Consider the following 12,756-nt stretch of genomic DNA (forward strand, 5'->3'; position numbering starts at 1 on the left):
TGTATTCAAGAGGATAAAAATGCTGGAAATCAAGAACCTGCACGTCAAACTTGAGGAAGAAGAAAAGCAAATCCTCAAAGGTGTCGATCTGACGGTCGAGGCCGGTAAAGTGCATGCGATCATGGGCCCTAATGGGTCGGGCAAGTCGACGCTCAGCTATGTCTTGTCGGGGCGCGACGGATATGACGTCACCGATGGGTCCGCGACCCTGGAAGGTGAAGACCTGCTTGAGATGGAGCCGGAAGAGCGCGCGGCGGCCGGTGTGTTTCTGGCATTTCAGTACCCGGTCGAGATTCCGGGTGTCGGCAACATGACTTTCCTGCGCACTGCCGTGAACGCACAGCGCAAAGCACGGGGCGAAGACGAACTGTCGGCCACCGATTTCCTGAAAGAAGTGCGTGCCAAGGCCAAGGCACTGAAAATCGACGCGGATATGCTCAAGCGTCCGGTCAATGTCGGGTTTTCAGGCGGTGAGAAAAAGCGCAATGAGATCCTGCAGATGGCGATGCTTGAGCCCAAGATGTGCATTCTCGACGAGACGGATTCAGGTTTGGACGTCGATGCGATGAAACTGGTGGCCGAAGGTGTGAACGCGCTGCGGGATGAAGGGCGCGGTTTCCTGGTTATCACGCATTATCAACGTCTTCTGGATCATATTAAACCTGATGTTGTCCACATCATGGCGGACGGTCGCATCGTGAAAACCGGTGGACCGGAACTGGCTCTGGAAGTTGAAAATAACGGTTACGCAGACATTTTGGCCGAGGTGAACTGATGGCGCTTCCGCAAGCAAAACAGACTGCAACCGAAGAGCGGCTGTCGTCTCTGACCATGCCGGACGCAGGTTGCACCCGGAAAGCACGTGAGGCCGCGCTCTCTCGCCTGCGCGAGATGGGATTGCCTGGCCGACGGGATGAATACTGGAAGTATACCCGTCCGGACACGCTGACCTCGGCCAATGCCATCCCGGCTGCGTTGTTCGATTCTGACGAACCGATGGTGTTCCATGATTTCGACAGGCTGAAGATCGTGTTTATCGACGGTGTTTTCAGCCCGGATGACTCGGATGATCTGTCGATGGAAGGCGTCTCGATTGATCGTCTGGAGGATATCTGCTGCAAGGATATTCACTGGGCCAAGGAGTTATACGGTGTTCTCGAGACTCGGGGACAAACGCCCGTTCAACGTCCACTAGCCGCGTTGAACACTGCATTTGCCTCGGACGGGGTGGCGATTCATGTCACCGGCAAGCCTTCGAAACCGATCAGCCTGATCTATCGCCACGCGTCCGAGACGTCGGATGCGATCTTGCATCATATCGTGCGGGTAGAAGCCGGGGCCGAGGTCACGATACTGGAAAACGGCCCGGCGGCGTCGCGTTTCAACAAATGTATGGAGATCGACATCGCCGATGGTGGCACGCTGCACCATATCCGTGCTCAAGGCCGCGATCATCAACGCCGAGCAGCCACTCATATGTTCACGCGTCTGGGGCGTGAGTCGGTCTACAAATCCTTTACGCTGACTGTAAATGGCGTACTGACCCGCAATGAGCAGGTCGTGGAACTGACCGGAGATGATGCGGTTGCGCATGTGGCCGGGGCCTGTGTGGGTGATGGTGATTTTCACCATGATGACACTGTCTTTGTCACCCATGACGCAGTGAATTGCGAAAGCCGTCAGGTGTTCAAGAAAGTTCTGCGTAACGGCGCGACCGGTGTGTTTCAGGGGAAAATTCTGGTCAAGGAAGGCGCGCAGAAGACGGATGGTTATCAGATCAGCCAGTCTTTGCTGCTGGATGATGACAGCCAGTTCCTCGCCAAGCCCGAACTTGAAATTTACGCCGATGACGTGGCTTGTTCGCACGGATCAACGTCCGGCGCGATTGATGAAACAGCCCTGTTTTATCTGCGCTCGCGTGGTGTCGCCAAGAAGGATGCGACGGATATGCTGACTCTGTCATTCCTTGCGGAAGCGGTTGAAGAGATCGAGGATGAAGCGCTGGCTGATGTGATCGTGTCCCGCCTGGAAAGCTGGTTGGCGCGCCGAAGCTGATGCCGGTCACGACCGATATCGTAGCCACGTATCGCGGACCGGGGCGCGTTGTCCGGCGGTTGCTGGACATGGGTCCGCGTGAAGATCGTGCTTTGATCATCGTGATGGCCGCGTGTGTTCTGGTCTTTATCGGTCAGACACCACGTCTTGCGCGCGAGGCTCATCTGACGGGGCAAGAGCTGAATTCACTGTTGGCTGGTGCCCTATTTGCATGGGTTTTGACCGCGCCACTGTTTCTTTATGTTCTGGCCGGTTTAAGCCATGTGGTCGCGCGGATGTTCGGCGGCAAAGGTGATTGGTTCGGAGCGCGCCTGGCCCTCTTTTGGTCTTTCCTTGCAGCCAGCCCGTTATTGATGTTGTTTGGGCTGGTCGCGGGCTTTATTGGCCCTGGCGGCGCCCTGAACGCAGTCGGGCTTGTCTGGGTGGGCGTCTTCTTGTGGTTCTGGATCTCGGCCCTGATTCAAGCAGAAAGACAAGCGGGATGAATGCGGTGGATTTGAAAGGTCTGGTCATCATGACCGTGGCTGCCCCGGCCGATGCAGCCCGTCAGGTTATGGCATTGTGTCCACCTCGGAATGTTTTGTGGCTGGCCTTTTTCCTTGCCGTCATCCTGAATACATTGCTGCAAACCGCAGCTGGCATCGTCTTTCCGCTGATCAACCCGGAATCCAATTTTCCGGTCGAACCCGTCGTGCAGACCCTTGCCACCTCGACCGGCGCTCTGCTCCTCAGCGTCATGGCGTTTTGTTTTGTGGGCAGAATTCTGGGCGGACAGGCCAGCCTGGACAGTGTCATGGCGTTGATCATCTGGCTTCAGTTGCTACAGATCGGAGCGCAGGGTGCGATTTACCTGATCGCATTGCTGATGCCGTTTCTGTCCGATATTCTGGTGCTGATGATGAGCGTCTACAGCATTTACATCACCCTGCATTTCATCAATCAGGCGCATCAGTTCGCCTCGTTGGCAATGTCATTTCTGGTTGTGCTGCTGTCCGGCCTCGTGGCCGTGCCCTTTGTGCTTCTATTGTTCCCGTTGGGCTAAATTAGGAAACCTGCGAATATGTATGATGTCCAAAACATCCGCTCTGAATTTCCGATCCTGTCGCGGCAGGTGAACGGTAAGCCTCTGACCTATTTGGACAATGGCGCGTCGGCGCAAAAGCCTCAGGTGGTAATTGATGCGGTCACACAGGCCTATGCGCAGGAGTATTCGAACGTCCATCGCGGCTTGCACTATCTGTCCAATCTTGCCACCGAAAAATACGAATCTGTCCGTGGCACCGTTGCCAAATTTCTGGGCGTCGCTGACGAGGATGAGATCGTTCTGAACTCGGGCACAACAGAGGGGATCAATCTGGTTGCATACGGTTGGGCCATGCCGCGCCTGCAAGCCGGAGACGAAATCGTTCTAAGCGTCATGGAACATCATGCCAATATCGTGCCCTGGCATTTTCTGCGCGAACGGCAGGGCGTGGTCCTGAAATGGGTCGATGTAGACGCGGCTGGGCATTTGGACCCGCAGGCAGTGATCGATGCCATCACTCCAAAGACCAAACTGGTGGCGGTGACGCACTGTTCGAACGTCTTGGGCACGGTCGTCGATGTCAAGGCCATCACGCAGGGTGCCCATGCCAAAGGAGTGCCGGTTCTGGTCGATGGCAGTCAGGGGGCTGTGCACATGCCGGTAAACCTGCAGGATATCGGCTGCGATTTCTACGCCATTACGGGCCACAAGCTGTATGGTCCGTCCGGCTCGGGTGCGATTTTCATCAAATCCGAGCGTATGGCCGAGATGCGCCCCTTTATTGGTGGCGGCGACATGATCAAAGAGGTCTCGAAGGACGAGGTGATCTACAACGACCCGCCGATGAAGTTCGAGGCGGGAACTCCGGGCATTGTGCAGACCATCGGAATGGGTGTAGCGCTGGACTATATGATGGGTCTTGGCATGGACAATATCGCCGCGCATGAGGCCGGTCTGCGCGATTATGCGATGGACAAATTGACAGGGTTAAACTGGTTGCAGGTCCAAGGCACGACAGCGAACAAGGCGGCGATTTTCAGCTTTACGTTGGATGGGGCGGGTCACGCGCATGACGTCTCGACCATATTGGACAAGAAAGGAGTCGCGGTTCGGGCAGGGCATCATTGTGCGGGTCCTCTGATGGATCACCTTGGTGTCACGGCTACCTGTCGCGCCAGTTTTGGTCTTTATAATACCACGGACGAGGTCGACACTTTGATCGACGCGCTGGAACTGGCGCATGATCTATTTGCCTGATCGGCGCACCGATTTGCAGTTGCACCCGGATCGGAACGAGGGTAGCTAACGGCCAAGGCACCTGTAGCTCAGCTGGATAGAGCGCTGCCCTCCGAAGGCAGAGGCCAGAGGTTCGAATCCTCTCAGGTGCGCCACTTTCAGACAATATTTTGCACAGGCTGCCCTTTCGGTCTGTGGTTCTGTGCAGAATGGATAAGACAAAACCCCCGACGGGCTGGCCGAAGGGGGCAAACAAAATCAGCAACAGGTTGTACAGTCAGCCGCGCCAGGTACGGACGTCACCGCAATCCATGTGGACGAAATTCGAGCGGTAATACTGGCCTACACCGCCAGCGCGGCAAGCCATAGCTGCCTTGGCCATCTGGGAGACAGAGCGTGAAGACAATCTGAGATCCGCCGCCTGACCCTTCATATGCAGTGAGTTGCGCGCAACACCGCGCGAGCGCGACCTGAGCATCGCATTGGTTTTGGGAGAGCGGTAGCCCGAAAGCAGCATATACGGCTCGCTCGCGTCCAGCATGTTGTGGGATGCGGCCATGATGTCGATGGTGCGCAGGTCTATGTCCTTGACCTGATCGTTGCGCCAGTCGCGCATGAAGTAATTGACCTCTTTCACCGCGTCTTTGATGTATTTGCCATCGACCCAATACACCATGTCAATGCGTTCGCCGGTGCGCCCCGAATACATGCGAATTCGGCGAATGTCGCCGCTGCCACGAAGAAAACCTGCCGCTTGGGAATATGTCGGTGCCGCGGCTACGGCCGTGGCTGCGAATGCGCCCAATAGGGCACGCCGGGTCAAGCCCGAAGCACTGCTCTTGGTCATTTCTTATGTCGTCCCGTACTGTTCCTGCCTGCACACGATGTTACGCGCGCGGTATTAATATTTTCCCATCCCAGATGCGAAACTTATGGCACAGTGGACCCGATCGGCCAAGAATTGTTTCGTTTCGCCAAGATCAAGGGGGAAATTTCGGCAGTTTTTTGCGCAATTGACACAGTTTTGCTTATTCGTGAGGCTGGTAAGGGGCCTGAGATGCAAACGCGCATCAAGGTCGAAAAGATGTATTCAAGTGATCAAGTTGTGAATAGACAAGTCTTTCGTCGCGCAACACTATTTTAGAACGCTTTTTTTGAAGTGTGTGAAGTTATTGAAAAACCTAAGGTCATCCCATGCCATTTGCCTTTCGTACCAGTACTCGTGTTGTTTTTGCGGTTTTGATGCTGAGCTGCGCCTCGGGCGTGCAGGCGAGCACGGACGGAACAGCGTTCCAGATGGCAGTCGCCGAGAACACTGCTGGCACCCCGGCCATTGCGGATTTTTACCGCGAAAACCAGTTTGATCCGATCTGGGTTGGAGACACGCCGCAGCATGTGGCGCGTCGGTCTGCATTGATTAAGGCCCTGTCTGCTGCAGATTTGCATGGGTTGCCGTCGTCCCGATATGACGTCCACAGCCTGATGTCGCAGATGCAGGATGCGAAAACAGCGCGTGATCTTGGCAAGGTCGAAGCTGCGCTGAGCCGGGCTTTCGCAAGATACGCCACCGATATGCAATCGGGTGCGCTGAAACCGGCTCAGATCGATGACGGGTTGGTGCGTGAGGTGACGCGGCTTACGGCCGAGGATCATTTGCGTGGTGTTATTGACGCCAAATCAGATGGATACATCAAAAATCTCATCCCGCAGACGGCACAATACCGCGCTCTATTGAAACAGAAGAGAGAACTGGAGCATCTGATCGCCCAAGGCGGATGGGGCGCGACGGTCCCCGATGGCAAGCTTGAAATGGGCGATACCGGTCCAAAAGTGATCAAGCTGCGCAATCGGCTGGTTGCTATGGGATATATGAAACCGACAGCCAGCCCGGCTTTCGATGATACGATGCTGGCGGCCGTCACGGCCTTTCAAAACGACCACGGGCTTGAGCCGGATGGGGTTGCGGGCAGCGGAACGATCGCTGAATTGAATCGCCCGGCATCGGATCGGCTGAAGTCAGTTCTGGTTGCATTGGAGCGTGAACGCTGGTTGCCGAAAGATCGGGGAGAGCGCCACATTCTGGTCAATCAGGCTGATTTCTCGGCCAAGATCATGGATGACGGGCAGGTTACGTTTGAAAGCCGAACGGTGATCGGCAAAAATACACATGATCGCCGCAGCCCTGAGTTTTCCGACCAGATGGAACATATGGTCATCAACCCCAGCTGGTATGTACCGCGCTCGATCATCACCAAGGAATACCTGCCAAAACTGAAGGCCGACCCGAATGCGGTCGGGCATATCCACATCACGGATCGCAGCGGCCGGCAGGTCAATCGCGGGGCGGTTGATTTCACGCAATTCACTGCCCGCAACTTCCCGTTCTCGATGCGCCAACCTCCTAGTCAGAGTAACGCACTGGGGTTGGTGAAGTTCATGTTCCCCAACAAGTACAACATCTATCTGCATGATACGCCGCAGAAAAGCCTGTTCTCGCGTGAGGTACGAGCCTTCTCGCACGGTTGTATCCGCCTGGCTGACCCGTTCGGGTTTGCCTATGCGTTGCTGGCGCTGCAGGAAGAGGACCCCAAGGCCTTTTTCCACCGGGTTCTGAATACAGGCAAAGAGACCCGAGTAAATCTCGATCAACCGGTTCCGGTACATCTGATTTACCGCACTGCCTATGTCGGACCCAAAGGCGATGTGCAGTATCGCCGTGACGTCTATGGCCGGGATGCAAAGATTTGGGACGCGTTGCAAAAGGCAGGGGTGGCCCTGCCGGACGTTCAGGGGTAATCACGGGCCAGGTCCTGAACCAAGGGAAGCCCGGAATGCAGTTTACCATTGATCAAGTCGCTCAGGCCTTGGGCGCGACGGCCGAAGGCCAGACCGATCTGACCATCTTGCGCGCCGCCGAACCGGGCGATGCCGGTCCGATGGATCTGGCGATGGCGATGTCTCCGAAATATGCCGAAACACTTGCGGCGGGCGCGGCGCGGGCTGCTGTGTTGTGGGATGGCGCGGATTGGAAAGCGATGGGGCTGGACGCGGCCATATTCGTCCAGCGGCCCCGAATGGCGATGGCCGGGGTTACGGCGATGCTGGACCGGGGGCAGGGGATTGCTCCGGGCATTCACCCCTCAGCCGTGATCGATTCAACGGCTGAAATCGGCGCAGATGTCTCGATCGGCCCTTTGGTCGTGGTTGGCCCTCGGGCACAGATCGGTGCGGGGTCAGTGATTGGCGCGCATTGCACGATTGGTATGGACGTGGTTTTGGGCCAGGACGCCCTCTTGCGCGAGATGGTCAGCATCGGTGCGCGGGCGCAGATCGGAAACCGGTTCATTGCACAACCCGGTGCACGGATTGGCGGCGACGGCTTCAGCTTTGTCACGCCCGAAGTGTCCGGAGCCGAGAATGTGCGTAAAACCATGGGCGACAAGGGCGACGCCAAGGATCAAAACTGGCTGCGCATCCACTCTCTGGGCGCTGTTGAGGTCGGTGATGATGTCGAGGTCGGCTCGAACAGCACGGTGGATAATGGGACGATCCGAAACACAGTGATTGGCGATGGCTCAAAGCTGGATAATCTTGTGCATGTCGGACACAACACGCGCGTTGGCCGCGATTGTCTGTTGTGCGGCCTGACCGGTGTGTCCGGGTCTGTCGAGATCGGAAACAATGTGATCCTTGGTGGTCAGACCGGTGTGGTGGACAATATCTTTATCGGAGACGGGGTGATTTCAGGCGGCGGGACGAAAATCCTGTCCAACGTGCCGGCAGGGCGCGTGATTATGGGCTATCCCGGCATCAAAATGGAAACCCACACCGATATTTACAAAGCCCAACGCCGCCTGCCGCGCCTGGCGCGTGACGTCGAGACGTTGAAAAAGGCGGTTTTCAAACAGCCCCCGAGCGATTAAGTCATCCGCAACGCGACAATCAGGGGACCGACATGAGCATCAGTGACCGTGTCATTGCAATCATCGCCGAACAGGCCGTGCTGGAGCCTTCGGATGTGACACCCGACAGCACGCTTGAAGATTTGGGCATCGACAGCCTTGGTCTGGTCGAAAGTATCTTCGCAATCGAAGAAGAGTTCGACATCAATGTTCCGTTCAATGCCAATGAACCCACGGCCAGCGATTTCGACATAACGAACGTTTCGGCCATTATCGCGGGCATTGAAAAACTCGTGGCTGAAAAGGTCTGACACACTCGATGAAACGCGTTGTCATTACGGGGGCGGGCACGATCAATTCGCTGGGGCATTCCGTGCCCGATACGCTTGAGGCCATGCGTGAGGGGCGCTGTGGTATCTCTGAGCTAGAGTTCCGCGACGTCGAGCGGCTGGCCATCAAAATTGGCGGTCAGGTGCGCGGATTCGAGGCGGAAGGGCGCTTTAACCGCCAGCAGATGACACTGTATGACCGGTTCACGCAATTCACCCTGACCGCCGCCAAAGAAGCCATCGATCAGTCGGGAATCGTTTTTCACGGTGATCTGGCCGCCCGGTCCGGCGTCGTTCTGGGTACTGCGGGTGGTGGAGTTTCGACCTGGGATGACAACTATCGTTCTGTCTATGAAGACGGAAAGAACCGCGTGCATCCGTTTGTTGTGCCGAAGTTGATGAACAACGCGGCCGCCAGCCATGTGTCGATGGAGCATAACCTCAAAGGTCCCAGCTTTACTGTCTCGACCGCATGCGCCTCGTCCAACCATGCGATGGCGCTGGCGTTTCAAATGGTGCGCAGCGGGGCGGCTCCAGCGATGCTGACCGGCGGGTCGGAATCCATGCTGTGTTTTGGCGGGGTCAAAGCCTGGGAAGGGTTGCGGGTCATGTCGAAAGATGCGTGCCGCCCGTTCAGCGCCAACAGGAATGGTATGGTGCAAGGGGAAGGTGCGGGCGTGTTTGTGTTCGAAGAATATGAACATGCAAAAGCGCGCGGTGCCGAGATTCTGTGCGAGGTTGTGGGCTTTGCTATGTCCTCGGATGCGGCCGACATTGTGATGCCCAGCAAACAGGGCGCGTCGCGTGCCATGGCCGGGGCTTTGGTTGATGCGGGGCTGAATGCCAGCGATGTGGGATACATCAACGCTCATGGCACCGGAACGGCTGCCAATGACAAAACAGAATGCGCGGCGGTGGCGGATGTATTCGGACCACATGCCGATGATCTGATGATATCGTCAACAAAGTCTATGCACGGTCACATGATTGGCGGCACCGGCGCGGTTGAGCTATTGGCCTGCATTATGGCCCTGCGAGACGGCGTGATTGCACCAACTATCGGTTACCAAGAACCCGATCCCGAATGTGCTCTGGACGTGGTGCCAAACGAGGCGCGCGAGGCAAAGATCGATGTCGCATTAAGCAACGCCTTTGCCTTTGGCGGGATGAACGCCGTCCTCGCGCTGCGGCGCGTTTAACGGATACGATACAAATAAAAAACGTCGCCCGGGATCGCCATGGCGACGTTTCCTAGCACGGTACAGGGTCAGTTCCGATTGGCGCTGATCCCGTTGAACCCGGCGGTGAACCCGGCCAGCGAAAGCCTCATCTCAACCAACTGGTTGGGCGCCAGAATCGATACCAGCGACATCGTTGCCTCGGTGCCCGCCTTCATCGCGTCGACATCGCCCTGCGTAAAGCCCATCTGAACGACACAGCCGACGGGGTTACAGTGGTGATAGTTGTAACGTTTGCCCGGCGCGCCATCGATCGACAAGGCCAGCTGCGCCTGAAGCAATGTCTCGAGCGGTACGATGACCGTTGCACCCGCAACTGCCGCCGAACCTTCCGGCAGTTTCTCAAGTGTGATTTCGGCAATGGGTTGCCCTTGATCCCCGTTCAGCAATTGGCGCATCGCGCAGGGGTCATTGCCGTTTTCCGTTTTGATGCAGGCAATCGTCCAATCGCCGCTTTCTTCCTTGACATATTGTTCGCCCACGCGCGGGCCGGCCTCACCCAAATCCAGATCGCCAACAGATGGCGTGGTCGGTTCCGCCTGAGTGTCGGTACCCTCCTGCGCATAAACAATGCCGGCCATGAAAGTGACGGTTGCCAGTGTGAGGGGAAAAAGGGTCCTGATCATGAATGCCTCGTTTTGCCGATCCAGCTTTTTGATCCATCTAGCACTGCAAATCGATGGTGTCAGGCGCAAACCGAGCGGTGGGTTCGGAATTCAACAAATTGTTGCCTATGCTGACGCGCGCAACCCAAAGAAACAAACAACAAAGGGAGCCGGTTGAGCGGCTCCCTTCATGAATTTTTTCTCCCCGTCGGACTGGCCGACTTAGTTATGCGCAGACGTTACGAAAGGGGAACCCGGGGGTCAACTGCTATTGGCAAGAATTTACCACCACCAGGGCCCTTTCTTGCAGATCAGGCGAAAAAAGCCGTGCCCGAAGGCACGGCCAGTCAACAGGGAGGAAGTCGCCCCTGCCGCAAACGAGTCATGACGGAGGCAAAATGACTATCGCAGCGATAGGTTAACTTTGTATGCTCAACCCTGATCGGTGAGTTTTGGGACAGTTTTTTAATGAAAAATGAAATCTTTATTGGCGGCGGCGGTGCAGATTACGGCGAAAAGCAAGGTCTGGCGTTGAAGTATGCAAACCGACACGGCCTGATCGCTGGCGCAACGGGAACTGGTAAAACCGTAACATTGCAAATCCTGGCCGAAGGTTTTTCCCAAGCTGGCGTGCCGGTTTTCTTGGCGGATGTAAAAGGTGATCTGTCCGGCCTTGCGCGGGCGGGCAGTGATCAGCACAAGTTGCATCAGGCGTTTATGGATCGGTCCAAGCGCATTGGGTTCGACGATTTTACTTATGCCGCTTGTCCGGTGACGTTTTGGGACCTTTTCGGCGAACAGGGTCACCCGGTTCGAACCACCGTTACCGAAATGGGACCTTTGCTGCTATCGCGCCTTCTGGAACTGAGCGAGGCGCAAGAAGGCATTCTCAACATCGCCTTTCGTGTTGCGGATGAAGATGGGTTGCCATTGTTGGACCTGAAGGATCTGCAATCCCTTCTGGTCTGGATCGGCGAGAACCGAACCCAGCTGTCATTGCGGTATGGCAACGTCTCGACCTCATCGATCGGAGCGATTCAGCGCCGGTTGCTGGTTCTGGAAAATCAAGGCGGAACAAAGCTGTTTGGCGAGCCCGCACTCGATCTGTCGGATCTCATGCAGGTGGATGAGGCCGGGCAGGGCATGGTGAACATTCTGGCATCAGACAAGCTTATGGGCGCGCCGCGCCTTTACGCGACATTCCTGTTGTGGCTGCTCAGCGAGTTGTTCGAGGAGCTGCCCGAAGTCGGCGACCCGGACAAACCCAAGCTGGTGTTCTTTTTTGACGAGGCGCATTTGCTGTTCGAAGACGCCCCAAAGGTTCTGGTCGACAAGGTCGAGCAGGTGGCGCGTCTGATCCGTTCGAAAGGTGTTGGGGTGTATTTCATCACGCAAAGCCCGGCGGATATTCCCGAGGATATTCTGGGCCAGTTGGGCAATCGTGTTCAGCACGCCTTGCGCGCCTTTACCGCGCGGGATCGCAAGAACCTGCGTCTTGCTGCCGAAACCTATCGTGAGAACCCGGATTTCGACACCGAAGCCGCCATTCGCGAAGTGGGTGTGGGCGAGGCTGTCACCTCGATGCTCATGAAAAAAGGTGTGCCCGGTGTTGTCCAACGCACGTTAATCCGCCCGCCTGGATCGCAGCTGGGGCCAATTACCGACGATCAGCGACAAGAGGTTTTGGGCCAGTCAGCCATGGGGCCGAAATATGATGTCCGGGTTGACCGCAAGTCCGCCTTTGAAATCCTTCAGGCCCGCGCCGAAGCTGCAGCCACCGAGGCCGAAGCTGCCGAAGCGGATGAGGTGATCGAACGGCAATCCCCGGCGGAAAGGGAATATGCCTCGGCCCGCAGATATTCCGGCAGTCGCGTGGGACGGTCCTCGGCAAGAGTGAGCCGGAAGAAGGACAGCTTTGCCTCTGCAATGAGCGAGGCGGTGATTAAAGAGCTGAAAGGCACCACCGGGCGTCGGATCGTGCGCGGCATCCTGGGCGGGCTATTCCGCAACCGATAAAGGCACGGCCGGTCTACTTGTTCAGCCGGCGCAATCCTTCTTCGCGGCATACGTTGTCCGCTTCGGCGACTGACATTTTTGTGGCCGGAAAGTCGATCGCCCGATCCCAAAGCACGCGGCGTTCTGTGTAAAGCTGGCATGTGACCACGCCCTTGGCCGTGGACACCTGAACGGGTTCCGTTTCCAGATCTTTCGGAGACGGAACACATGCGGTCAATGCTGTGAATGCAGACAGGACCAGAGCGGTTTTGGTGGCGGTCATTTTCATGATGAGGGACGTCCTCGTTGGTAAACACAAGTGATCGTACAGATCGGCGGTGGTGTGAGTGCGTGCCGATAGCGCCTGCGCGA

Annotated in this window: 13 protein-coding genes and 1 tRNA gene; 11 read left to right on the plus strand and 3 right to left on the minus strand. The window is 56.7% G+C overall.

Annotation, left to right across the window (positions count from 1 at the left end):
- The first annotated feature begins 19 nt into the window (after positions 1-19).
- From sufC to ACR0K4_RS10850, 6 genes are all read left to right on the plus strand, one after another.
- On the plus strand, positions 20-775 hold the full coding sequence (gene sufC / locus ACR0K4_RS10825; RefSeq protein WP_480853956.1) for a Fe-S cluster assembly ATPase SufC: 756 nt from the start codon (positions 20-22) through the stop codon (positions 773-775).
- Entirely contained in the window at positions 775-2,055 is a 1,281-nt protein-coding gene (sufD, locus tag ACR0K4_RS10830) for a Fe-S cluster assembly protein SufD (RefSeq protein WP_480853957.1), read from the plus strand. The genes sufC and sufD overlap by 1 nt, the downstream gene beginning before the upstream one ends.
- A complete protein-coding gene (locus ACR0K4_RS10835) occupies positions 2,055-2,540 on the plus strand; it encodes a YIP1 family protein (RefSeq protein WP_480853958.1) in 486 nt (161 codons plus the stop codon). The genes sufD and ACR0K4_RS10835 overlap by 1 nt, the downstream gene beginning before the upstream one ends.
- Positions 2,537-3,097, plus strand: a complete 561-nt coding sequence (locus ACR0K4_RS10840; RefSeq protein ID WP_480853959.1) for a YIP1 family protein — start codon at positions 2,537-2,539, stop codon at positions 3,095-3,097. The genes ACR0K4_RS10835 and ACR0K4_RS10840 overlap by 4 nt, the downstream gene beginning before the upstream one ends.
- Before the next feature lie 18 nt (positions 3,098-3,115).
- Positions 3,116-4,336 (plus strand): cysteine desulfurase, encoded by a 1,221-nt coding sequence (locus tag ACR0K4_RS10845; RefSeq protein WP_480853960.1) that lies wholly within the window; start codon positions 3,116-3,118, stop codon positions 4,334-4,336.
- Positions 4,337-4,393: 57 nt separating this feature from the next.
- Positions 4,394-4,470, plus strand: a tRNA-Arg gene (locus ACR0K4_RS10850).
- Between the two features lie 122 nt (positions 4,471-4,592).
- Here ACR0K4_RS10850 and mepK read toward each other — a convergent pair.
- Positions 4,593-5,162 (minus strand): peptidoglycan L,D-endopeptidase MepK, encoded by a 570-nt coding sequence (mepK, locus tag ACR0K4_RS10855; RefSeq protein ID WP_480853961.1) that lies wholly within the window; start codon positions 5,160-5,162, stop codon positions 4,593-4,595.
- 347 nt (positions 5,163-5,509) lie between these two features.
- Here mepK and ACR0K4_RS10860 point away from each other — a divergent pair, with 347 nt between their 5' ends.
- From ACR0K4_RS10860 to ACR0K4_RS10875, 4 genes are read left to right on the plus strand one after another with little or no spacing between them, the layout of a single operon-like run.
- Positions 5,510-7,111 carry a L,D-transpeptidase family protein gene (locus ACR0K4_RS10860; protein ID WP_480853962.1) on the plus strand — a complete coding sequence of 534 codons (1,602 nt, stop codon included), beginning with the start codon at positions 5,510-5,512 and terminating at the stop codon, positions 7,109-7,111.
- Positions 7,112-7,146: 35 nt separating this feature from the next.
- Positions 7,147-8,238, plus strand: a complete 1,092-nt coding sequence (gene lpxD / locus ACR0K4_RS10865) for a UDP-3-O-(3-hydroxymyristoyl)glucosamine N-acyltransferase (protein WP_480853963.1) — start codon at positions 7,147-7,149, stop codon at positions 8,236-8,238.
- Between the two features lie 32 nt (positions 8,239-8,270).
- Entirely contained in the window at positions 8,271-8,528 is a 258-nt protein-coding gene (locus ACR0K4_RS10870) for an acyl carrier protein (protein WP_480520472.1), read from the plus strand.
- 8 nt (positions 8,529-8,536) lie between these two features.
- Entirely contained in the window at positions 8,537-9,745 is a 1,209-nt protein-coding gene (locus ACR0K4_RS10875; protein WP_480520470.1) for a beta-ketoacyl-[acyl-carrier-protein] synthase family protein, read from the plus strand.
- A 68-nt stretch (positions 9,746-9,813) separates the two neighbouring features.
- Here the strand turns inward: ACR0K4_RS10875 and ACR0K4_RS10880 are convergent, their stop codons facing one another.
- Complete coding sequence (locus ACR0K4_RS10880; protein ID WP_480520468.1) at positions 9,814-10,410, minus strand: invasion associated locus B family protein; 597 nt, start codon at positions 10,408-10,410, stop codon at positions 9,814-9,816.
- 447 nt (positions 10,411-10,857) lie between these two features.
- Here ACR0K4_RS10880 and ACR0K4_RS10885 point away from each other — a divergent pair, with 447 nt between their 5' ends.
- Entirely contained in the window at positions 10,858-12,405 is a 1,548-nt protein-coding gene (locus ACR0K4_RS10885) for a helicase HerA-like domain-containing protein (RefSeq protein ID WP_480853965.1), read from the plus strand.
- Positions 12,406-12,418: 13 nt separating this feature from the next.
- Here the strand turns inward: ACR0K4_RS10885 and ACR0K4_RS10890 are convergent, their stop codons facing one another.
- Positions 12,419-12,673 (minus strand): hypothetical protein, encoded by a 255-nt coding sequence (locus tag ACR0K4_RS10890; RefSeq protein WP_480853966.1) that lies wholly within the window; start codon positions 12,671-12,673, stop codon positions 12,419-12,421.
- Positions 12,674-12,756: the final 83 nt, after the last annotated feature.

Source organism: Ruegeria sp. K11, from assembly GCF_056531905.1.